At 68.2% G+C, this 21,558-nt stretch carries 21 protein-coding genes; 11 read left to right on the top strand and 10 right to left on the bottom strand.

Annotated features, from left to right (window positions below; genetic code table 11):
• Positions 1 to 4: 4 nt before the first annotated feature.
• A complete protein-coding gene (locus tag OG381_RS45820) occupies positions 5 to 2,851 on the bottom strand; it encodes a PQQ-dependent sugar dehydrogenase (RefSeq protein WP_327721919.1) in 2,847 nt (948 codons plus the stop codon).
• Positions 2,852 to 3,444: 593 nt separating this feature from the next.
• Here OG381_RS45820 and OG381_RS45815 point away from each other — a divergent pair.
• The 3 genes from OG381_RS45815 (at position 3,445) to OG381_RS45805 (ending at position 5,957) form a co-directional block, all read left to right on the top strand.
• Entirely contained in the window at positions 3,445 to 3,933 is a 489-nt protein-coding gene (locus OG381_RS45815) for a hypothetical protein (RefSeq protein ID WP_327721918.1), read from the top strand.
• A 204-nt stretch (positions 3,934 to 4,137) separates the two neighbouring features.
• Positions 4,138 to 5,109, top strand: a complete 972-nt coding sequence (locus tag OG381_RS45810) for an ABC transporter ATP-binding protein (RefSeq protein ID WP_327721917.1) — start codon at positions 4,138 to 4,140, stop codon at positions 5,107 to 5,109.
• On the top strand, positions 5,106 to 5,957 hold the full coding sequence (locus tag OG381_RS45805; RefSeq protein WP_327721916.1) for an ABC transporter permease: 852 nt from the start codon (positions 5,106 to 5,108) through the stop codon (positions 5,955 to 5,957). The genes OG381_RS45810 and OG381_RS45805 overlap by 4 nt, the downstream gene beginning before the upstream one ends.
• Before the next feature lie 106 nt (positions 5,958 to 6,063).
• Here OG381_RS45805 and OG381_RS45800 read toward each other — a convergent pair whose 3' ends face one another.
• Positions 6,064 to 6,729: an MFS transporter gene (locus OG381_RS45800; RefSeq protein ID WP_443061998.1), complete on the bottom strand. Its 666-nt coding sequence runs from the start codon at positions 6,727 to 6,729 to the stop codon at positions 6,064 to 6,066.
• Here OG381_RS45800 and OG381_RS45795 point away from each other — a divergent pair.
• A complete protein-coding gene (locus tag OG381_RS45795) occupies positions 6,642 to 7,034 on the top strand; it encodes a DUF998 domain-containing protein (RefSeq protein ID WP_443061997.1) in 393 nt (130 codons plus the stop codon). The genes OG381_RS45800 and OG381_RS45795 overlap by 88 nt on opposite strands.
• A gap of 411 nt (positions 7,035 to 7,445) precedes the next feature.
• Here the strand turns inward: OG381_RS45795 and OG381_RS45790 are convergent, their stop codons facing one another.
• Positions 7,446 to 8,006 (bottom strand): CGNR zinc finger domain-containing protein, encoded by a 561-nt coding sequence (locus OG381_RS45790; protein ID WP_327721914.1) that lies wholly within the window; start codon positions 8,004 to 8,006, stop codon positions 7,446 to 7,448.
• A 204-nt stretch (positions 8,007 to 8,210) separates the two neighbouring features.
• Between OG381_RS45790 and OG381_RS45785 the strand changes: the two genes are divergently transcribed.
• Positions 8,211 to 8,834, top strand: coding sequence for a LysE family translocator (locus OG381_RS45785; RefSeq protein ID WP_327721913.1), 624 nt, complete (start codon positions 8,211 to 8,213; stop codon positions 8,832 to 8,834).
• A 597-nt stretch (positions 8,835 to 9,431) separates the two neighbouring features.
• On the opposite strand, the gene OG381_RS45780 is transcribed toward OG381_RS45785, so the two are convergent.
• On the bottom strand, positions 9,432 to 10,040 hold the full coding sequence (locus tag OG381_RS45780) for a TetR/AcrR family transcriptional regulator (RefSeq protein WP_327721912.1): 609 nt from the start codon (positions 10,038 to 10,040) through the stop codon (positions 9,432 to 9,434).
• A 57-nt stretch (positions 10,041 to 10,097) separates the two neighbouring features.
• On the opposite strand from OG381_RS45780, the gene OG381_RS45775 reads away from it, so the two are divergent.
• The 3 genes from OG381_RS45775 to OG381_RS45765 all read left to right on the top strand — a co-directional run bounded on the left by OG381_RS45775 (position 10,098) and on the right by OG381_RS45765 (position 13,320).
• On the top strand, positions 10,098 to 10,997 hold the full coding sequence (locus OG381_RS45775; protein ID WP_327721911.1) for an alpha/beta fold hydrolase: 900 nt from the start codon (positions 10,098 to 10,100) through the stop codon (positions 10,995 to 10,997).
• A gap of 274 nt (positions 10,998 to 11,271) precedes the next feature.
• Positions 11,272 to 12,522: an MFS transporter gene (locus OG381_RS45770; protein ID WP_327721910.1), complete on the top strand. Its 1,251-nt coding sequence runs from the start codon at positions 11,272 to 11,274 to the stop codon at positions 12,520 to 12,522.
• Positions 12,523 to 13,026: 504 nt separating this feature from the next.
• Positions 13,027 to 13,320, top strand: a complete 294-nt coding sequence (locus OG381_RS45765; RefSeq protein WP_327721909.1) for a hypothetical protein — start codon at positions 13,027 to 13,029, stop codon at positions 13,318 to 13,320.
• Positions 13,321 to 14,184: 864 nt separating this feature from the next.
• On the opposite strand, the gene OG381_RS45760 is transcribed toward OG381_RS45765, so the two are convergent.
• The 3 genes from OG381_RS45760 to OG381_RS45750 all read right to left on the bottom strand — a co-directional run bounded on the left by OG381_RS45760 (position 14,185) and on the right by OG381_RS45750 (position 15,733).
• The gene (locus OG381_RS45760; RefSeq protein ID WP_327721908.1) at positions 14,185 to 14,532 is read right to left on the bottom strand and encodes an STAS domain-containing protein; all 348 of its coding nucleotides are present in this window, start codon (positions 14,530 to 14,532) and stop codon (positions 14,185 to 14,187) included.
• Positions 14,533 to 15,242: 710 nt separating this feature from the next.
• Positions 15,243 to 15,539: a hypothetical protein gene (locus OG381_RS45755; RefSeq protein ID WP_327721907.1), complete on the bottom strand. Its 297-nt coding sequence runs from the start codon at positions 15,537 to 15,539 to the stop codon at positions 15,243 to 15,245.
• Positions 15,536 to 15,733, bottom strand: a complete 198-nt coding sequence (locus OG381_RS45750) for a toxin-antitoxin system HicB family antitoxin (protein ID WP_266817883.1) — start codon at positions 15,731 to 15,733, stop codon at positions 15,536 to 15,538. Before OG381_RS45750 ends, OG381_RS45755 begins: the two co-directional genes overlap by 4 nt.
• A 602-nt stretch (positions 15,734 to 16,335) precedes the next feature.
• Here OG381_RS45750 and OG381_RS45745 point away from each other — a divergent pair.
• From OG381_RS45745 to OG381_RS45735, 3 genes are all read left to right on the top strand, one after another.
• Positions 16,336 to 18,063 carry a SpoIIE family protein phosphatase gene (locus tag OG381_RS45745; RefSeq protein WP_327721906.1) on the top strand — a complete coding sequence of 576 codons (1,728 nt, stop codon included), beginning with the start codon at positions 16,336 to 16,338 and terminating at the stop codon, positions 18,061 to 18,063.
• A gap of 349 nt (positions 18,064 to 18,412) precedes the next feature.
• Positions 18,413 to 18,934: a F0F1 ATP synthase subunit B gene (atpF, locus tag OG381_RS45740; protein ID WP_327721905.1), complete on the top strand. Its 522-nt coding sequence runs from the start codon at positions 18,413 to 18,415 to the stop codon at positions 18,932 to 18,934.
• A gap of 93 nt (positions 18,935 to 19,027) precedes the next feature.
• On the top strand, positions 19,028 to 19,207 hold the full coding sequence (locus tag OG381_RS45735) for a hypothetical protein (protein ID WP_327721904.1): 180 nt from the start codon (positions 19,028 to 19,030) through the stop codon (positions 19,205 to 19,207).
• A 359-nt stretch (positions 19,208 to 19,566) separates the two neighbouring features.
• Here the strand turns inward: OG381_RS45735 and OG381_RS45730 are convergent, their stop codons facing one another.
• The 3 genes from OG381_RS45730 to OG381_RS45720 form a co-directional block, all read right to left on the bottom strand.
• The gene (locus tag OG381_RS45730; RefSeq protein ID WP_327721903.1) at positions 19,567 to 20,028 is read right to left on the bottom strand and encodes an ATP-binding protein; all 462 of its coding nucleotides are present in this window, start codon (positions 20,026 to 20,028) and stop codon (positions 19,567 to 19,569) included.
• 140 nt (positions 20,029 to 20,168) lie between these two features.
• Positions 20,169 to 21,101: an anti-sigma factor RsbA family regulatory protein gene (locus OG381_RS45725; RefSeq protein ID WP_327721902.1), complete on the bottom strand. Its 933-nt coding sequence runs from the start codon at positions 21,099 to 21,101 to the stop codon at positions 20,169 to 20,171.
• Positions 21,101 to 21,445: an STAS domain-containing protein gene (locus OG381_RS45720; RefSeq protein WP_327722731.1), complete on the bottom strand. Its 345-nt coding sequence runs from the start codon at positions 21,443 to 21,445 to the stop codon at positions 21,101 to 21,103. Before OG381_RS45720 ends, OG381_RS45725 begins: the two co-directional genes overlap by 1 nt.
• Positions 21,446 to 21,558 lie beyond the last annotated feature (113 nt).

Genomic DNA, 21,558 nt, shown 5'->3' with positions numbered 1-21,558 from the left:
CTTTCTAGGGAAGGGTCCATTTCTGGTTGGGGCCGGTGTGGCAGGTCCACAGATGGACCGGGGTGCCGTCGTTCCAGGTACCGCCGGAGGCATCGAGACACTTGCCGGACTGCGGATTGCGGACCGTCCCGTCCGACTGCGGCGCCCACCGCTGCGCTCCCGTGCCATTGCACGTCCACAACTGGACCTTCGTGCCATCGGCACTGGCCCCGCCGGACACGTCCAGGCACTTACCCAACGCCCGCACCGAACCGTCCGAAGCGACCGCCCAGCTCTGGGCACCGCTGCCGTTGCACGTCCACAACTGCACCTGCGTACCGTCCCCCGTCCCGGCATTGGCCACGTCGAGACACTTACCGTTGACACCCTTCACCGGGCCGGTGCCCGTTCCTGCGCCGGAGGTGGTGAAGGAGAACTCGTCCACGTCGAACAGGGCGCCGCTGCCGCCTTTGAAGACGAAGTACAACTGGGTCGTGCCGCTGGGCTGTTGGGTCAGCGTGCTGGTCACGTCCTGGAAGGTCTCCCAATCACCGGTGACCGGTACGGTCGCTGTTCCGAGGAGGGTTCCGGTCGGTGATCCGGAGCGGACCTCGAGGGTGCCGCCGGCTCCCGCCGAGGAGACCCGGGCGGTAAAGCCGGTGGTGTTGGCGAGGGCGTACGGCGTGAAGGAGATCCAGTCGCCGTTCTCGATGTTTCCGACGGTCTTGCCGCCGTGAGCGGCAGCGTGGGTGATGACGTCCACGCCGGAGGAGTTGCCGTAGTGCTCGGCCTGCCGGTGGGAGGGCTGGGTGACGTGCTGGTCGTGTGTGGTCAGCGCCGGCTGGCCGCCTGCGCCCTTGTCGGTGTACTCGGCGTCGATGACGCCGAAGATGTTGGCGTTGGGGTCGTGTTCGCCGTCGGCCAGGGTCTGGAGTGTTCCGGTGCAGCCGGTGGCCGAGGTCTGCGGATGGCCGTGGCTGTCGTGTCCGACGATGAACGACACCTTCACCTTGGAGCAGTCGATGGTGCCGTCCTCCGGGTCGGTCACCGTGACTTTGAACGGGATCGCCGCCCCGAAGTCGTAGATGCTGCCGTTCGCGGGCAGGTCGAGCCGTACGGTGGGCGCGGTGTTGCCGACCGTGATCTGCACGGACGCGGTCGCGGTCTTCCCGGTCGGGTCCGTGACCTTCAGCGTGGCCGTGTACTGGCCGTTGGTGGTGTAGGTGTGGGAGGGGCCGGCGGCCGTGGAGGTGGCCCCGTCCCCGAAGGTCCAGGCGTAGCTGAGAGCCCCGCCGTCCGGATCCGCGCTGCCGGCCGAGGAGAAGGAGACGGTCAGGGGTGCCACGCCGGAGGCGGTGTCGGCCTTGGCCTGCGCGGTCGGCGCGAGTCCGTCGGTGGCGTACTCGATGCGGTACAGGCCGGAGTTCTCGTCGCCGTTGAAGTAGCCGGTGCCGTAGTCCAGGACGTACAGGGCACCGTCCGGTCCGAAGGCCATGTCCATCACCTGGGTGCCGCTCCAGGTGAAGGGGTTGATGGACTGCACGGTGCCGTCGGTTCCCGCCTCGATGCGCTTGATCCAGCGGCGTCCGAACTCGCCCGCGAAGAAATCGCCGTCGTACTCCTGCGGGAACTTGACCTCGGAGGTCGACGCGGCGTCGTAGCGGTAGACGGGGCCGCCCATCGGGGACTCCGAGCCGCCGCCGAACTCCGGTACGGAGGACCCGTTGTAGGGGATCCAGGCCGGCTGTGCCGCGGGCAGGTCCGTGAGACCGGTGTTGTTCGGTGAGGTGTTCCTGGGCGCCGAGCAGGTGAACGTGGCTCCCGAGGTGTTGGTGGCGAAGTCGTAGTCGACGTAGGCGTCGTTGCGGCCCGTGCAGTACGGCCAGCCGTAGTTGCCCGCCTTGGTGATGCGGTTGAACTCGACCTGGCCCTCGGGGCCCCGCCCGGCCGAGGCGGTGCCGGAGTCAGGGCCGTAGTCACCGAGGTAGACGATGCCGGTGGCCTTGTCGACGCTCATGCGGAAGGGGTTGCGGAACCCCATCGCGTAGATCTCGGGGCGGGTCTTGGCGGTGCCGGGCGCGAAGAGGTTGCCGCTCGGGATCGCGTACGTCCCGTCGGCGTTGACCTTGATGCGCAGCACCTTTCCGCGCAGGTCGTTGGTGTTGCCCGCGGAACGCTGGGCGTCGTAGGCGGGGTTGCGGGAGGCACGCTCGTCGATCGGGGTGAAACCGTCCGAGGCGAACGGGTTGCTGTCGTCGCCCGTCGACAGGTACAGGTTGCCGGCCGCGTCGAAGTCGATGTCCCCGCCGACGTGGCAGCAGATGCCGCGGGAGGCGGGAACATCGAGGATCTTCTTCTCACTGGCCAGGTCGAGGGTGTTGTCGGCCTTCAGCACGAACCGGGAGAGCCGGTTGACGCCGTCGAACGGCGTGAAGTCGGAGGCGGCGCCGTCGGACGGGGCGTCTCCGCCGGGTGTGCTCAACTGAGGCGCGTAGTACAGGTAGACGAAGCGGTTGGCCGCGAAGCCCGGGTCCGCCGCGATGCCTTGCAGGCCTTCCTCGTCGTGGCTGTATACGGTGAGCTTGCCCGCCACGACGGTGTTGCCGTTCGCGTCGGTCCGCCGGACGGTGCCGTCGCGCGAGGTGTGCAGTACCGACCGGTCCGGCAGGACCGTCAGGGTCATGGGTTCGCCCGTCTCGGCCACGCCTTTGGCGAGCGTGACCTGCTGGAACACCGGGGCCGCCGCACTCGCGCCGGCCTCTGGTTCCGGCGGCGCGGCACTCGCGGTGCCTGGGGCCAGGACGCCGACGGCACACACCACCGCCAGTGCCAACGTGCGGACGAACGTGGGTCTGAGCAGTCTTGTGCGCACAGAGTCTCCCGAGGGGTGGGGTGACAGCGGGACACGATCGGTCCCGTCGGGGGAGAACAGGCGCGCGCCGTCGCGCCGTTGAACCGGCCGCCTGTGTATGACCGGTTCATTTCAAGGAAGTTAGCGGCCTTCGTGCGGACGCGTAACCCCTTTCGCGCCCTATCTTTCGACTTTTTCCATGACTAGGACAAAGTCTCGATGTCGGGCACCGGCGCTCGGCACCCAGAAGCCCAACAGGCCACAGGAGTGCGGGGATTGAAGGGCCCGTCCAGCCGTGGACGCCGACCGTGCATGCGTGGCCGCGGCACCTGGCGGACGTCGGCTTCGCCTTTGCGCCACGTCCGCTGGGAACCGACAACGCGGGCCGCGAAGTCCTCACCTCCATCGAGGGGAGTCCGGACTGTCGGGCAGGGCCCAGGTGGTGGACGGCCAGGGTCGAGGAGCTTCGCCCGGGGCGTCCTGGTCCACGGCGCGGCGGCCCCGGGCGGCGGCGAGGTCATCCGCCACGGGGACTTCGGCCCCACAGCGTCGTCCGGCGGGCGCCCGGCCGGTGGGCAAAGATCGACTGAGACTTCGCCTGCCCGGCACTGCCCATGGACGACATCGCCTACGCGCTGGAAGGAGGCCGTCCGCCAGCTGCCAGACGAAACAGCGGTCGACTGCGAGGTGATCGTGTCGGAGGCGGGCCTGCTCTCCTCCGAGCGTCTCCAGCAAGGGATGCACCACCGCGGCGCGGGCGCGGCCCCGCGGCTGTCGAGTTCTCGCCGCATCCGGTCGCGTTCGACGGTGCTCACCAACTGCGCGAGGGCGAGGAAGAAGCCGCTGGGCACGTCGATGTCCTCCTGGAGCTCGCGCAGGATCGCGGCAAGCTCGCGGGCGTCAACGTCATCGGCTTCCAGGTCGTCGTCGATCCCGATCTGCTGGACGGCGAGCGGCCGTCCCGGCCGATGCGCGGACGCGGTCCAGACGGGTGCGAGTCACCCAGGGCGCCGCAGGTGCGTGAACTTCCGTCCGACGAGCTGGGACAGGACCCGGATGTAGACGGCTCTGGCGTCGCCGTCCATGCAGTTCGGCTGAGCTAGTGCTCTGACCGGGAAAATTCGCCGGGTCGGTGGCACAGGATGAGCTACCTGAACCGTTCGGTAATGTGTTCGTCCGGGAGGGCCCGAACGGCTGCTGCCAGGTGACGGCCACTGCCGTACACACGTCCCATCACCACGGACGTCGGCACGGCCTCCGGCCCCTGATCCCAGAGAACGGACCACGAGACGGACGGGGGAACACCGATGACGACCGCTCACGCCTTATCCGGGGTTGAGAACAGCCCACCGCCCGAGAGCGACACGGTCATCGCCGTACGGGATCTGCGGATGCGCTACCGCAGCCAGGACGTGTTGAAGGGTGTCGACTTCACGGCCCGACGAGGCGAAGTCGTCCTGCTGCTCGGCCCGAACGGCGCGGGCAAGACGACCACGATCGAAATCCTGGAAGGCTTCCGGATGCGCTCGGCCGGTGACGTGACCGTCCTCGGCACCGATCCGGCCGACGGGGACGAGCGGTGGCGTGCGCGCCTGGGCATCGTGCTGCAGTCCTGGCGCGATCACGGCAAGTGGCGGGTGCGGGAACTGCTGGCCCATATTGGCTCGTACTACGCGCCGTACTCCACCGCCCTCGTGCGGCGGCCGTGGGACGTTGACGAGCTCCTCGCCGCAGTGGGGCTGACCGAGCAGGCGGACAAACGGGTCGGAACTCTGTCCGGCGGGCAGCGCAGGCGTTTCGACGTGGCCGTCGGCATCGTGGGCAGGCCTGAGGTGCTGTTCTTGGACGAGCCGACGGCGGGTCTGGACCCGGAGGCGAGGAACGAGTTCCACGGCCTGGTACGCGGGTTGGCGGACAAGAACACCACTGTTCTACTCACCACGCACGACCTTGCCGAGGCGGAAAAGCTCGCTGACCGGATCCTGATTCTGGCCGGTGGCCGGATCGTGGCCGATGGCTCGGCCGAGGAGTTGTCGCGGCAGGCATCGGCCGAGGCCACTGTGCGCTGGACACGGGACGGGCGGCCCTTCGAGGAGGCGACGGCCGAGCCCACCGGATTCGTCCGTCGGCTGTTCGAGGAGTACGGCGAGGCGATCGGTGGGCTGGAGGTGCGCCGGGCGAGCCTGGAGGACACCTACTTGACGATGGTGCGGGAGTTCGAGTCGGCGAGCGTTCCCGGTGAGCGGACGGTGCACGCTTTTGGGGAGGGATCGCGATGAGTCCGGTGTGGTACGCGGCAGGAGTAGGGGTGCGGCGCGGCTGGACGGAACTCCGGCAGACCTTCACCACCGGCCAGGACGTGTTCAGCTACGTACTCTGGACGGTCCTGCTCCTCGTGCCGCTGTTCCTGCTCAAGGACGACCCGCTGAAGGGCGCCGGCATCTCGACCGGCGCATTCATGCTGCCGAGCATGCTGGGCATGACGCTCGCGTTCACCGGCATGATGACCACGGCACAGCTGCTCGCGACCGAGCGCGAGGACGGCACCCTGCTGCGGGCCAAGGCCGTGCCGCACGGCATGGTCGGCCACCTGGTCGGAAAAATCATCATGGTGTCGGGTACGGCTCTCGTCTCCATGGCCCTCCCCTTCGCCGTCGGCGTGTTCCTGGTGGACGGGGTGGCCCGGCAGGGCGGCGGAGCGCTGCTGACGCTGGTGTGGGTGATGCCGCTGGGCCTCCTCGCGACCCTCCCGATCGGCGCCGTCATCGGCTCACTGGTCAGCAGTCCGCGCACCGTCGGCTTGCTGATGCTCCCGGTGATGGGACTCATCGTGATCTCCGGGATCTACTTCCCTCTGTCCGAGCTGCCCGAGTGGCTGCGGACCGTCGGGCAGATCTTCCCCGTGTACTGGCTCGGCCTTGGTCTCCGCTCGGCGCTGCTGCCGGCCGATGCGGTCGCCGCCGAGGTCGGCGAATCCTGGCGGCACCTGGAGACAGCGGGCGTGCTGGGCGCTTGGGCAGTCGCCGGGCTGCTCCTCGCACCGTCCGTCCTGCGCAGGATGGCTCGCCGCGAGTCCGGGGCCGCGATGACGGAACGGCACCGGAAGGCGATGCAGCGGGTCGGTTGATCTCACTGGCGACGGAAGCTCAGGCGGTGTCCGTGCAGCGCGTGGACGGCGACCCGGCTGGCTCCTGCGAGCTGCTGGCGAAATGGACCCGAGACTGTCGCGGCCGTCAGGCTGGCTTTGTCGCCTGGCGCCGGCTGGCGAGGCCCACCAGGCCGCCGGTGACCGCGAGACCGATGAGGACGGCACCGAACACCGTGGCACCACTGGTCAGGCCGACGGCGTCGCTGAGGTAACCGGCGGACACGGGCAGCAGCCCTGCCGGGACGTGTCCGCCGACGTTGAACGCGGCGTTGGCCTCCGCGAGGTGCTGGGGCGGGATGCGGGAGTTGAGCAGCGACAGGCCGCCGAGCTGGCCCATGCCCTGGCCCGCGCCGGCGAGCAGTGCGGAGGCGATGAGGACAGGCACCGACGACGTGTGCACGGCGACTATCAGCGTGACCATGCTCAGCGTGGTGCTGAGCGCGCCGGCCGTGAGGATGGTGCGCCGGCCAAGGCGTTGTACGGCGAACTGCACGCCGGTGGCGGCGAGGAACATGACGAAGGCCATGGCGCCGGCAACGATCCGGCTGGTGGTGCCGAGCAGGCCTGACAGGAGCGAGGGGCCGAGCGAGAGCACGAAGGAGGTGCCGGTGTTGCCGGGTGCGAACACGGCGATGCCGAGGGCGAGTTGGTGGCCGTTGCCGCGTGGCACGCGGGGCAGCCGCACCCAGGCGCCTTCCGCACGGATCCGGTGAGTGGTTACCCACTCGGCACCCCCGATCAGCTTCAGCACCCCACCCGTGTCGGGCTCTGCATGACCTGTTCTCCCTCATCGGATTCCTCGCCCTTGCCGTAGCCTGTCTCTTCTTCGCCCTGTCCAACTCGCCGGTAGGGGCCCTCTACTTGGTCGCCAGCGGTGTGCTCTTCGCGACCACGATGGCACTGGCCAGTGCCGCGTTCAGCCAGCATCAACGCTGGGTGGACCGTGGCGGACTGATCCAGCGCGCCTCACTCACGATCGGCTGGACCTGGCAGACGCTGCTCGCCGTGCGCACTCTGCACACCCGACGGTCGTCTCATTGCTCACGGCACGGATGATCTTTCCATGGCTGATGTGATCACGCGTCGGAGCCGTCTTCCGCCATCAACTCCTCCACACTTCAACGCCGGGACACCGCGGCGCTATTGGCGGCCCGAGCCCGGTTGGCCCCCTGCCCCCGCCCTGGACGCCCTACTCAGCCCTTCCCTCTCCGAGCGTCAGCAGCAGGCTCCTTGGGCCAGCCGATCCCGCCTCGACCGCCCCCCACCCCCCCTTCTGGGCAAGTTCCTTGACAGGCTTGCCTGGCGGAGCGGCCGTCGCGCGAGGGAACCCGTCCGTCAAGGTCGCCGTCCTCTGCGAACTGGCCTGCGCTCGCTACTTTGAGGCCGTCTCATTTGGCAAGCATGCGCCAGCGGACAAGGGGCCAGCCAATACCGGCGAACGCATAGAAATGATCAGTCAGCGAGGCTTCAGCTGCTGCGCTTGTTGGCGAGGAAGCGCGCCTTCTTCTCGCGATTTCCACACGTATTCATGTCGCACCATTTCCGTGTGCCGCCTCGACTGGTGTCCAAGAAGGCGGCTCGGCACGTGGGTGACGCACACAAGGAGATCTTTCCCTCTCGCTCTCCCGCAAGGAGAGTGATCGCATCGGCGGCGATCACGCTGAGCGCGTCTTCCACCGAAGAAGAGCTTAGCCGCCATTTCCGGCCACCCTCGGACGTCAAGATCGCCGAGGCCAGACCCTGAATACTGCAGTCATTGATGACTTGGACGGCTGAAGAGGGAAACGGTTTGTGGCTCGCAACGGCGGTGGCAGCTTCATGAATTGATTCCCTAAGCTCTCGAGCCCGGTCGAGCTGAGACTGAGTGCAGGAGTCAACCGTGAGTTCATTGACTGCCAACCAGTCTGCCAGCCGAGAGGACACGGGAATCCGCTCCAGGGTTTCACCGTAACGCTCTGACAGGGTTCCCGTGAAGCTGGTCGCCAGTACTTTGCCCAGGCGAAAATCAGGGAAATAGACAGTAGCCACAGAACCACCTTAGCCGGTTGCCACCTGAAGCGCAACCATGTTAGAACCGTCTTAGGTGGTTCTGTGTCGACTCGGCGATCTCATAGGGTTCCCCGAGGTCCGAAGCAGGTTTCCGGCCGCCTACTGGGGCGACCCAGGGCGGATCGATCACTGCCGGCGCCGAAGGGCTCCCGGTACGTACGCGAGAGCCGGAGGTAATTGACGATGGTGGATTTAGCGGTGCTGCCGAGCTACATGGCGGTAATCCTGCTCTTTCTCGCTCCGCCCGGGCCTGATATGGCCTACATGCTCGCAGTGGGTCTCGCAGGTGGCCGCCTGTCCGCGCTGAGAGCCATCCTCGGTATCGGTACAGGCATGAGTTTCTATGCCGCCACCGTTGTTGCCGGGATGGGAGAGATCACCCGATCGCACCCATCGATGCTCGACGCCGTGAGAATATTGGGTGCGGCGTATCTACTGTGGTTGGCGTACGTGACAATGCGCAGCGCGCGTCGCGAGATCAGCGGGCACGGTGATATCGCGGCAGGTAGGTGGTATCTGCGAGGTGTGTTAGTCAGCGTAACGAATCCGAAAATAGTTCTCTTTTACCTCGCAGTCCTCCCGCAATTCATAGGGAGCGCAGAGAACCCCGCACTTCAGATGACCCTTCTCGGTGCAATCAACGTCCTGATGGAGATAATTCTTTACGGGTGCATTGGAGTGTTGTCGGGATCTTTTCACGCGCGACTCACCGGCTCAACAAAAGCGACAACTGTGCTGAACTATGCCGCGTGCGCCGTTTATGTTGTGCTCGCAGCGGCGATCTCTGTCGAGATCCTCCTGGCCTAGCAACCCATTTCAAATGGCGATCAAGGGCGGGCAATTCGCTGGCCGGGGTGGTGCAGCAAGGGTTGAATTCCGCCGTGGAGAACACCTTGACAGCAGCCCATCAAGCGATGGAGAACGAGGACGCAGAAGCCCTGGCTCAGCTGCTGGCCAAGAGAGCCGACCCTGACGAGGTAGGCGGCAGCATGACCCTCCTGACGCACGCCATCCCGGATCATGCCGACCATCTCCCGCAAGGGCGCCCCGAACATCACGGCTTGGGCAAACTCCTCTACGTCGTCGAGCAGACCTTTGCCCCCTCCACCAGTTCAGCGCCTCACCATCCGATGGAAACGACGCCTCGAACTCCACGACGCCTTCGTCTCCCTGGCATGCAGCCTCATCTGCTGGCGACGCCTCAAGAAGGCCCACCCATGATCCTGTTACGAGCTTCGAGTGCCCGAAGACCGAGACGGCTCAGGCCAGTTCCTCCCCCCGGTGCAACGATTTCGTCGCCAGGGTCGGATCAGCCCCTACGAGGGCTGGGTCGAGTCACTTCCTGCCGAGCCGCCTGCTGCCGCGAGGTCTCTGCCGATCCATTGGCGACGGAGTCGTTCCCGCCTATCGCGCCCCCGACGGTTCGGCCGGCCGGTCGAGCGGGGCCTCGGCGTGCTTTGCGGCGGCTGCCGCGACGGTTGCCAGGTCTTCGCCCGAGAAGCCGGCTCGGCTCAGCACTGCCAGAGATTTGTTCGTCGCCAATGTGCACAACGCCAGCTGTGCTGCCTCCTGCTCACCGGCCCCCGCCGCCAGCAACGCCTGCTCCAGTCTCGCCCGCAAGTCGTCGATCAGGGTGCGGACCATCTCCCGGCCCTCCGCGTCAAGCGCAGGGAACTGCGTTGCCGACACCGTGAGCAGGCAGCCGTCCGGGACCGTCGGGTCGGCGATGCGGTTCAGGGCGACTTGCAGGAAGGCGGCCACAACGGCGTTCGGGCTCGGGTGGGGGCCGGACAGTGCCTGCTCGTACAGCGGGTGGTAGGTCTGCGCGTACCGTTGGAGGCTTTTGCGGAAGAGGGCGCTCTTGTCGCCGAAGGTGCCGTAGAGCGAACCCCGGCCCAGGCCCGTGCCCTCGGTCAGGCGATCGATCGAGGCCTCCGAATAGCCCCAGCGCCAGAAGACGTGCATCGCACGTCGTAGCGCCTCGTCCACGTCAAATTGCTTGCGGCCTGCCATGGTCCGTCAGTCTACGCATCTTGTACCGATCGTTCAAAGATGGGTAGGGTCGTCGGCATGACAACCTTGAGTTCGCTGCGGCTGCCTGACGGATTCCTTGACGTCTTCACCAGCCGGCTCGTGGAGGTGAACGGGTTGCGGCTGCACGCGGTCACCGGTGGGGACGGCCCGGCACTGCTGCTGATCGGCGGGTGGCCCCAGACCTGGTACGCCTGGCGAGAGGTGATGCCCACGCTCGCCCGCCGACACACCGTCGTCGCCGTCGACTCGCGCGGGGCCGGGCTCTCCGACAAGCCCGACGACGGGTACGACGCCGGCACACTCGCCGCCGATCTGGTCGCGTTGATGACCGCGCTCGGGCACGACCGGTTCGACGTGGTCGGCCACGACATCGGCGCGTGGACCGGATACGCCCTCGCCGCCGATCACCCCGAGCGGGTGAACCGGCTCGCCATCCTCGAAGCAGTGATCCCCGGTCTCACACCGTCCCCGCCGTTCTTCGGCCCGGCCGCGGCCAACCTGAAGCTCTGGCAGTTCGGCTTCAACCGGCTCACCGACCTCAACGAGGAACTGGTCCAGGGACGGGAGCGCCTCTTCTTCGGCTGGCAGTTCGCCACCAAGGCCGCCACGCCGACCGCGATCCCCGCACACGCCGTCGATGTCTACGTCGACGCGATCACCGCGGACCCTCGCGCACTGCGGGCGAGCTTCGCGTACTACCGGGCGCTGGACGAGACGATCGCGCAGAACGAGCGGCGCAGCAAGACCCGGCTGACGCTGCCGGTGCTCGCCCTCGGCGGCGCGCTGTGGAGCGGCGCGAGTGCCGCCCAGACGATGCGGCTGGCGGCCGACGACGTCACGGAGGTCGTCCTCGACGACTGCGGCCACTACCCGGCCGAAGAGCAGCCGGCGCGTTTTGCCGAGATCCTGGAGGACTTCCTCACGGCCAACCGGTAGCAGTCACGCCACACAACTGAACTGGAGTCGGAGGGACGGGAGTTGCGGGTCGGCGCTACGGTCAGGACGGCAGGCGCTATCTGCGCCGTACGGCCCTTTTGCGAGCGGGTGGTCTTGGCGCCGACCTTCCCGGGCTCGATGATGCTCGGGTCGACGGCCGGTGACATTGCCCGACATCGTCACGGCCAGGGACCAACGAGTGGGGCAGCCGCGCACCTGGCCCGGTCGCAAAACCCGTTGACGGGCGCGTCGCCCAGTCCCGACGATCAGTCGCATGTCTGCCGCCATGGCGCCCCTGCGCCACCGCCCGTTCCGTCACCTCTTCATCGGGACGACGGCCAACCTGCTCGGTAACGGGGTGGCGCCGATCGCCCTGGCCTTCGCCGTGCTCGATGCCACGGGCTCGGTCGGCTCGCTCGGGCTGGTGGTCGGCGCGCACTCTGTCACCAGCATCCTCTTCCTGCTGTACGGCGGGGTGTTGGCGGACCGGCTGCCGCGCGGCCCGCTGCTCGTCGGCAGCAGCCTGCTCAGCGCCGCAAGCCAGGCAGCGGTCGCCGCTCTGGTCCTCACCCACAACGCCGTCATCCCGCTGCTCATGGTGCTCGCCGCACTCAACGGGGCGTCAAGTTCCTGCTACCAACCCGCCGCCCAGGCCCTGCTGCCCCAGACCGTGCCGGCCGAGTCCCGCCGCGCCGCCCTCGCGCTCTCCCGAATAGCCGGCAGCAGCGCGGCGATCGTCGGCGCCTCACTGGGCGGCCTGCTGGTCGCCGCGATCGGCCCCGGCTGGGGCCTGGCTGTCGACGCGCTCAGCTTCGCGCTCGCCGCCGCGTCCTTCGCGCTGGTCCGCGTCCAGGTCGCACCGCCTGCACCCAGTCCCGGCGTAGTGCATGAACTGCGCGTCGGTTGGAAGGAGTTCACCTCCCGCAGCTGGGTGTGGGTGATCGTGGTGGCCTTCTGCTTCCTCAACGCCGGCCTCACCGCCTCGTTCACCGTCCTGGGCCCGGCCGTCGTCGCCGACACCACCGGCATCGGCCGCACCGGCTGGGGCCTGGCCCTCGCCGCGTCCTCGCTCGGCGCGGTCGCCGGCGGCGTCCTGTCGCTGCGCTGGCAGCCCCGGCGCGCGATCCTGGTCGGCTGCGCGCTGATGGGCCTGACAGCGATGACCCCGCTGCTGCTCGCGCTGGCCCCGCATACCTGGCTGCTGGTGATCGCCAACTTCGTGGCGGGCGTGGGCGTCGAGCAGGCCGGCGTCGCCTGGTACTCGACCCTCAATGAGCAGATCCCCCAAGACCGCTTGGCCCGCGTCTACGCCTACGACGACCTCGGCTCCTACCTCGCACTCCCGCTCGCCCAGTTCGCCGCCGGACCCGCCGTACTCCTCCTCGGCCTCCATGCCACCCTCTACGGCGCCGCCGCGCTCATCCTCCTCGCCACCCTCGCCATGGTCTGCACCCCCTCCATCCGCGCGCTGGCCCCCAAGACCGCACAACCGCTGCCCGTCTCCGAAGATCCGGTGCCCGGCTGAGCTCGACTCTGACGCGTACGTTGCGATCTCAGCCCTACTCCAAGCACCGCAACCACCCCGAAACCCCCTCAGAAAACCTGAGAAGCCCCAGCTCGCAATGACGGCACCACTCAGAGGAGCTGGCCGACGACGACGTGGTGCCCTCGACGGCGAGCGCGGTGCAGTACAGACGACAGCAAGACCCCCACACCAAGGACCCTGTAGCGGTCGGCTCCGCTACGCCCGATCACCGGCTCGAGGCGCCACCACGTCTCCACGTGGACTTCCACCTCTCGCAGGGGCTCTCGGCATCACCGCCTTGGGCGCGGTGTCCGGCCGCGCCAGGAGGCACTGGACGGCTCGGTCAGAGTGGTGGCCCGTTTTGCCCGCGGACACCAACCCATCTCGGATGGGCGCCCCGGGAGTGCACCGGCGATACCAGCGGCTTAGCTTCGCAGTGCTATGCCGCGGGCCGTCCGGACGCGGCGCGTCCAGGCGACGAAAGGCAACTCCATGGCAGTCGTGATGACCTTTTCCTGGCCCGAGATCACACCCGACGTGTACGACGCGGTACGCAAGAAGGTGCGCTGGGAAGAAGACGCACCGGACGGGTGCGTGCTGCACGCCGCCTGGTTCGTCCACGGCGGCCTCAACGTGATGGACATCTGGGAGTCTGAGGACCACTTCACCCGGTTCATCCAGGCCAGGATCGCCCCTGTACTCAAGGGCGAACTGGGCGTGCAAAGCGACCCCGAGCCGAAGTTCTACCCCCTGCACCGCCGCTTCGTCGCCCCCGGGGTCAGCGGCGCCGGCTCCTGAGCGCACCGTGACCTCGTCGCCGTCGGAGTCTGAGACGACCGTGGCGGTGACGTCGGTGCGGCTCTGCGGGGCGAAGGCCAGTGGCTATGGCACGCCGTTCGCAGGGCGGCCGCAGGCGGACAACCTCGCGGCCGTTTTCAGGGATCAGCGAAGTAGGCTCCTGCCTATGGATGCGCTCTTACCGTTCCTGATCTCGGTTGCGATCCTCGCAGTCGTCCTGGGCTTCTTTGCGTGGCTGGCATCGCGTATTCGCCGCCGGGGTCTCGCTGGCGCGGCCATGAGTGCAGCCTTGGCCTCGTACGAGGAGGCCTTCCGTGTCACGGCGCACGCATCTCATGTGGAGATCCGCGCTCAAGCAAACCGCAAGGCGCCGATCCTGTTGCCTGACGATCACTGGGGGCGAAGCCCTGGCGAAGCCGGTCCTGCGAGGGCAACGGATAGGCCGCTACGGCCGCGCTCTCGCCGGTCGCGACGGGGCCCTGGCCGCTGGGTCGAGCGGCTGAGGCGCGGTCGCTGACCAGTGGACACCGCATTGGTGGCTGCGGGAGTAGTGGTTGGACTGGGCATCGCGGCGTATGCGCTCGTGGAGGGTCTGCGCCGACGAGAACCTGATGGGGAAAGGTCCAGGCATGTAAGCACCCGCAGCCAGATACACAGCGACGACTGGCCACGGCCACCAGAATGGGTGATGAGGATTTCCGGCATTCCTCAACACCTATCCGCGCGGGGGCACCGCCAACGCATCGGCCGACGCAACCGGTACACCCTCGACCTCGATCTGCCGCCGCGCCATCCCGCGGAAGCCCACCTCACGCTGCGCGCCCTCGTCGACCTCGCTGCCGATCACGCGGCCGCCGCAGCGGCTCACCTGCCGAAGGCCGCTTCCGCGTCGGCGACCGTGTCAAATACGCGCAGGGCCTGATCCGCCCCGGTCAGCTCGAGAAGGCGCCGCACCGGTGCGGGCACACACGCCAAAACCAGCACCGCCCCGCCCGCATCCGCCTGCCGCCACGCGCCGAGCAGCACATTCAGCCCGACCGAATCACACAACGAGACCCCAGCCAGATCCAGCACGAAAAGGCGGCCACCCCGCCCAATCAGCTCCGTGAACCGCCCGCGGAACCACGCCTCGCGCAGGTAATCCATTTCGCCGCTGACCCGCCCCACCAGGCCGCGGCCGGAGGCGATCGTCTCTACCGCAAGACCATCCATAGCCATCCCTCCGAACCGTCTCCCCCGGACACCGCGGCGGCACTGCGACCCGAGCCTAGGTGGCCCCCCTGCCCCGCCCTGGACGCCCTACTCAGCGCTTTACTCGCCGAGTGTCAAAGAACATGAGCTTTCCAGACGTCTTGCACAATTCCCTCACGCAGCCGCCGCCAGTTCCCTGCCCCACCCACCTCATCCGGAAGCCAGCGGCACCGACGCGTTCCACCAGGCATACCGGCGGGCCATGGCAGACGGCGCCGTGTTCATTGCCATCGAAACGGACGGTCCGCGCTGAACAGTGAAGGCCGACACGCTCACCGCCGGCCCCGGACAGCCGCCTGCGGTCGGCGGCCGGGAGGGGTCAGTGTCACGACCGCGCTCCCAGCGGACCGCGCATGCGCCGGGTAGGGCAGGCTCATCGCGGCCACTGGGCACCGGTCCAACCTGCACGACTTGGTCGGGTCCCTGGGCGTACTCGACGAGGCTAGGCAACCAGGCGCCGTAGGGGCACAGAACCCTCCGGCAGCCCCGCGCCTGTACTTCGCCGGATACCCATCACGCTGGCTGAGCGCTGACGTCCCCTGAGACCGACGCCCTTGCGCGGGACAAGCCGGACGCGGCCAGCAAGCCACACCGGGGGTGAGCAGCCTGTCAACCGTCTGCCGGTGAGCTGCCTACGGTGATCGCGACTGTCCGCCCGTGTGGTCAGGTGGCTACAGGTCAAGGACTGCGCGCAGCGCCTGGTCGATGCGGGCCATGGTCTGGACGGGGACAGTGCCGCGGTGGGTCGCCCCGTCGAAGCGTGTGGTGCGCAGCTGTTGGAGGTTGACGGCGACTGCGGTAGCCGGGATCGGGTCGTCCACCACGACGGACATGGCGGTGTCGGGATAGCGGCCTGAGGGGTGCAGGACGATCGCGAGGACTGCGCCGTAGGCCTCCTCCAGGCCGGTCAGGGAGACGATCAGAACGTCGCGGCCGTCGGCCAGGGTCCAGATCTCGCCGCGCCTCACCGCAGGGCGTCGCCTTCGCCCGCCAGGTCGTCGCCGAGGCCGAGCGCGGCCAGTTGGCGCGCAGCGTCGAGGGTGGCCTGGCGGCGGGCGGCGCGCACCACGTAGGCGTTGAGACTCATCCCTGCCGCCTCGGCGCCGGCCCGGATCGAAGGCGCGAGTTCATCCGGGATACGCAGCGTCATGTCTACGGTCATGAGCCCAGCCTAGCTACCGAGAAGTGGTGGCGTAAGGCGGTGGCATAACGGGGCGTGGAAGCAGGTTGCGGGTGCCAGGGCATGCCGGTCCAGTTCATACGGCCCACATCCCGGGACCGTGTAGGTGTCGGCGTGGGGTACGGGGATGCCTGTCGGGCTACGTACCGCCGCGGCGATGGGCGCGACCGGCGACACGGCCTGCGCAACGGCGGACAGGGTCGGCCTCCTGGCCGTGTCGGGAGGCATCAGCATGCTCGTCTTTGGGGTGCTTCTGACCCTCACGGTCACCGGCGCCATCATGGGGATCCCCATGATCGCGGCAGGGGCGGCCGTCTTCACCGAGGGCCCGCGGCAGCCACACCCGCTCGGGGAACTGTTTTTCCGGCTCAGTGCTCCAGTGCTCCGCGTACGTGCGCCGAGACGTCAAGACCAACAATCCATCCGTCGTCACCGCTCGCGACCGGCATACGGAACTCCAAGAACCTTCCTGGTGCGCAACCAGGCTGTGCTCAAGCGATCGCCGCAGGGCAGCCGAACCTTCGATGCATGCCGGAATCTGGTTGGGGTACTCGATGCGATTCGGGCTTGAACAGAGGAGAGTCATGGACGACGTCGCCGTTCCGGACAGGGAGGGTGTTCCCCTGCCCGGGCATCAGGCGCGTTCTGGCGCCCTGCTCGACGGAACGCTGGAAAACTTGCGGGCGTCCGCCATCGCGGTCGATGACGATGGCCTCATCGTCGCGGTCAACAGCGCGGCCGTACGCCTGCTGGGCAGGGAAGCCTCAGAACTCGTCGGTCAGGACTTCCACGACCTGCTGCACCGGGACAGATACGGGCACGCGGTGCCGCGCACTCGCTGCCAGATCAGGAAAGCGCTCCTCACGGGCGACACCAGGCATGGCGAGGCCGAGTGGTTCGCCTGCGGGGACGGCACTCTCGTCCAGTTGTCCTGGCTGGTCACGCCCTATGCACCCGATCCAAGCGGGACAGGTTCGCTGGCGATGCTGTACGAGCCGAAACCAGGGGAGGTACGCCACCGCGACGGCGGACACTCCGCGCCGCTGACGGAACTGGACCGCCTGGCTCTGCTGGCGGAGACGACCACGCAGCTCACATCCACCCTGGACGCGGACGAGGCGCTGTACCGGCTGGCAGCCCTGACCGTGCCCCGGCTCGCAGATTGGGCCGTGTTCGACCTACTTACCGAACGTGACGAAGTACGACGCGTTCTCGTGATGGAGCACAAAGACGGCATTCTCGTCGACCGGGACGACCTGCAAGGCCCGATGCCTCCCGTGCCGGCGGAGTCGCCGATGCCCCTGTCACGGGCCCTGCGTGGCGCCGCCTCCTCCCTCGCCGGCCCCGCCACCTACCAAGGTCCGCCCGACTCCGGCATAGCGGTCGAGCAGCAGCGCCTGTTCACCGCGACTGGTATGCACTCCGCCGTCATCGCACCCATTCGCGGACTGCGCGACGTACTCGGCGCCCTGACCCTGGGCCGCGCCCAGCAACATGACGCCTTCACCCCTGCCGACCTGCCGCTGCTGGAGGACCTCACCCGCCGGGCGGGCCTGGCACTGGACAACGCGCGCCTGTACCAGCGCCAACGCAAAGTCGCCGAAACCATGCAACGCCACCTGCTGCCCCAGCTGCCCGTCCTGCCCGGGCTGGAGATGACCGCGCGCTACGTACCCGCTCCGGACGCCTCATCCGTGGGCGGTGACTGGTACGACGCCTTCGCTCTGGCCACCCACGCCCACGCACTGGCCATCGGCGACGTCGTCGGTCACGATCTCGACGCCGCAGCCGGCATGGCACAGGTCCGCAACATGCTGCGCGCCTTCGCCTGGTCCCACCCCGAGGCCGCACCCAGCGCCGTCGTCACGCGGCTCGACGAGGCAGTGATGCACATAGCCGAGGTGCCCATGGCCACCATGATCTTCGCCAGGCTCACCCTCGGGGATGACGCACTGTGGCGCCTAAGCTGGACGAACGCCGGCCACCCACCGCCCCTGCTCATCACCCACGACGGTCAGACCCGCTACCTCGACGAGGCCCACGGCATTCTCCTCGGCACCGGCGTCACCCGACCCCGCCCCGACGCCGTCACCGTCCTGCCACCCCAGGCCACGCTCCTGCTCTACACCGACGGCCTGATCGAATCCCCGCGCCACTCCATCGATCAAGGGCTTGACCGGCTGCGCCGACACGCGGCCTCCCTCGCCCACCGCCCCCTCGACGCCTTCTGCGACCTGCTGCTGGACCAGGTCCGCCCCAGCGACAACGATGACGACGTCGCCATGATCGCGCTGCGCACACCCCTTCCATAGGACCCGCCTGACCCGCGGACTGCGTCCATACGCGGCCTCCACGGCCGCGATCGCACTCCTCGTAGGTGTCGGCGCGCGTGTCGATCGTGAGCTGCCCCAGGACACCGCGACCCGGGCCGGGCGGGGTGCGGCGAGCGCGTCGCGGGTGCGGCACAAAGGACATAAGGGCGCCCCCAGCACCGCGGTCCACGACCGACCCTGTCTATGCGGAACGTACGCCAAGCTTCCCTGCCGGAGGCAGGCCGGCTCCCAACTGCCGTGCGTACGCCGTGCGATGGCGGGTTCCTGTGCGACGCGAAGTCCTGCGCCCCTTGCAGCGGGACTCCCGCTGTCTAGTACGTTGCTGACCATGAACATCGGACCTCTCGAACCAAGGGTGCCGGACCTCATCGTCGCGGTTGTCTGCTTCGCCTTGGTTTTTGTCTTCTTCGCGAAGGTTCTTCTTCCGCGTCTCGTGAGAGTCCTTGCAGAGCGCACGGACGCCATTGAGGGAACGATCGAGCGAGCTGAAGAGACTCGGCTCAAAGCTGAGCGCCTTCACAGCGAGTACAAGAGCGAACTCGCCGAAGCCCGCCGAGAGCTGGCTCACCTCCGACAGGAAGCCCTGGAGCAGGGCTCAGCGATCATTGCAGCGGCCCGCGAAGAAGGCGCACGGCAACGCGATGCCTTGATCGCGGATGCGCAAGCTCAGCTCGAAGTAGACCGAGCTCTTGCGGCCGCCGAGTTGACCGAGGGTGTACGGCACGTTGCCATTGAGCTCGCTGGTCGCATCGTCGGTGAGCCCCTCGATGCATTCGCCGACAGTGAGGTCGTCGAACGCTATCTCGAAGAGCTGAACACCAAGTTCTCGTCCAGAGGGACGACAGGTTGACCAGGCTAACGGCCTGGCATGCCCCCTTCAACAGCAGGTTCTGACCGGGGTCCGGGACCCATACGACGGCTCTCCGAGAGCCGGCCCCGGTCAATGAACCTGCGCTGCCTGCGCAAGCTGCCCGAACGCTCGGTCCGCGCGCGACACCCGGTACGCGAGCTGGCGCACGACGATCTGGGAACGATGGCCGTACCGGCACCGCCCGAAATGCCCACCGTCCTGCTCGCCGGCCTCATCAAAGAAGGCGCTCCGCATGGTGAGTCCGCATGGTGAGATTGGGCAACCGGCCCCGGGACGGCACGTGGGAGCGAGTGCTCCAGCACGTCCAGGCCCTCGCCTTCGCAGCCCGCGCTCATCAGCACGCAGCTGGAACTCCGAAAGACTTCGTCGACTTCGCCGCGCAGGACCGCGCCTCGGGCACCACCAGGTGCACCGTCAAGTGTTCCAGGAGCTGAGCGCACGCACAGCCGCAGTTGCGAGCCCTCTACGCCTTCCCAACCCATGGACGCCTCCGGCCCGTTGCACTTCCTGCGGAGCGCCCCGCCCTGGCGCGAGCCGGACAGCCTGCCCTGCATCGCCTGCGGCGGGCCGCCCTACATGGTCTGTGCCGGTGGGGGGCGTCGCGTGGTCCGTCACATCAGGCGGCCTGCCGGGTTCCCGCCGGGATCGTCGGCCAGCGCGATGGCTGCCATGATGCGCTTGCCCACCGGCTCGCGGCGCATCTCGAAACTGCGGCACGCGCCGATCACGATTTCCAGGCCGTGCTGTCCGACCCGGCCCGGATCAGGGCGCTGGGCCACCGGCAGCGTCGGATCGGTGTCCCACACGCTGACCTCCACCGCGCCGTCGTTGATCTCCAGGTCCAGCAGACACGGGCCGGGCGCGTATTTGTGCGCGTTGGTGACCAGCTCGCTGACCACCAGCAGCACCAGGCCCATCGCACGCTCCGACACCGGGATGGCGTACACGGCCTGCACCTCAGTCAGGAAGGCCCGAGCGGCATCCCGGGCCTCGGCCACCGACTCACTGCCGGCGAAGGTCACAGCCGACAGGATCGGACGGTCGGCCAGCGGCAGATCCTCGTTTTCGGGCACCACTCAACCCCACCGCCACCCTCGTCCTGAGCAACACGGCTACCAGCCCCTCGGATACCCCCGAAATCACGCCACACACCGCCTGAAAACAGCGGCGGGCCAGGTGGCCACGCGGTCGGCGTGGCCACCTGCGCGTGCTGTCACAGACTGAGGTAGAAGCGCACGGTCGTGCCGTCGTCGCCGACGTGTACGCGCACCAGGTCGGCCACGTAGTGGACCAGCATCAGGCCCCGGCCGCCCAGTTGGTCGCGCTCCGGCGGGCGGCGGCCGGCCAGCGGATCGGTCAGCCGGCCCGCATCGCGGACCTCGCACACCAGCTGCCCCTGCTCGGCCCAGATGGCGAGTGTGCCGCAGCCTCCGCCGTGGACCACGCTGTTGGTCGTCAGCTCCGCGACCGCCAGCTCCACATCCATCAGCCGCTCCCCGACCAGGCCCAGCCGCATCGCCTCAGCGAGAGCGAACTGGCGGACCTCCGGAAGGTCCTCACCACCGTAGGAGAAGGCCGCGGCATCCGATGCGGGCGCAAGCGCCTGGTTGTACCGATCGACGACCGCCTGCCAGTCGTAGGCGTCGCTGACCGACTCGCATCCTTCCCCGCTGATGACGGTCGGGTGGGTCACCTTCGCGTCAGCGATCACCTCCGGGGCCAGCCGCACCTCGTCGTAGGGACACAGGATCGTCACCGCTCTGCCCTCGAACGCGACGTTGATCAGCGCCTCGTGCTGCGCGCACGCCGGGTACTCCACCGCGCTGCGCCCTGCCCAGATCGGCTCGCCGATGATCCGCACCCGCCCCTTCGGGTGGGCGTCTGCGAACCCGCGCAGCACCTTGGGGATGATCCGCCCCGGGTTGCGGCCGGCCTCGGTCATGTCCAGGAACAGGATGCCCTCGGCATCCCCGCCCAGACCCGCCTTGATCAGGTCCAGGTTGGGGCCGGGCACCGCCACGGCCATCGGCTCGCCGTTGGCCAGGCCCTCGCGTAGGAAGGCCACCGTCTGCTGCGTGTACTCCTGCTCGCTGCCGTAGAAAAGGGCAGGGTGCACGAACGCCTCGTGGGTGGTCACCGTGCTCATCACAGAGCCACCTCGATCCGGTCCAGACCCGGCCAGAACATCTCCAACACCCGCGGCACCTGCGGCGGGGGGTTCTCGACCACAACCCTTCCGTCGGGCAGGTTCATGGCGGTGACCGCCAGCGCGGTCACTCCGGCCACGTCGACGAACGCCACATCCGACAGCTCCACGTACGACACGCCCGCGTGCCGCCGGGCCAGCTCGGACAGAGCCTGCTCCCAAGACCGGCTCGTGAGAGCGCTGATCTCACCGCGGGCACGTATCCCGGAACGACCGGGCAACGGGCTCACCTCCAACGCGGCCCTCCCGGGCACCGCCGAGGCGGGCCGGCGCCGGCCCACCATATGTGGGGCATCCACGCTCGGACTCCTTCACATCAAGCCGCCTGCCGGCGCTCCTGGCACGGGCGCAGGAAGACCTCCACCGGACGGGACAGTGTATCCAAGGCGGCAGACAC

It is taken from the genome of Streptomyces sp. NBC_00490, assembly GCF_036013645.1.
Taxonomy (GTDB): domain Bacteria; phylum Actinomycetota; class Actinomycetes; order Streptomycetales; family Streptomycetaceae; genus Streptomyces; species Streptomyces canus_F.
The sequence above is the reverse complement of the archived record's forward strand: the minus strand, read 5'-3'. Positions and strand labels throughout refer to the sequence as shown.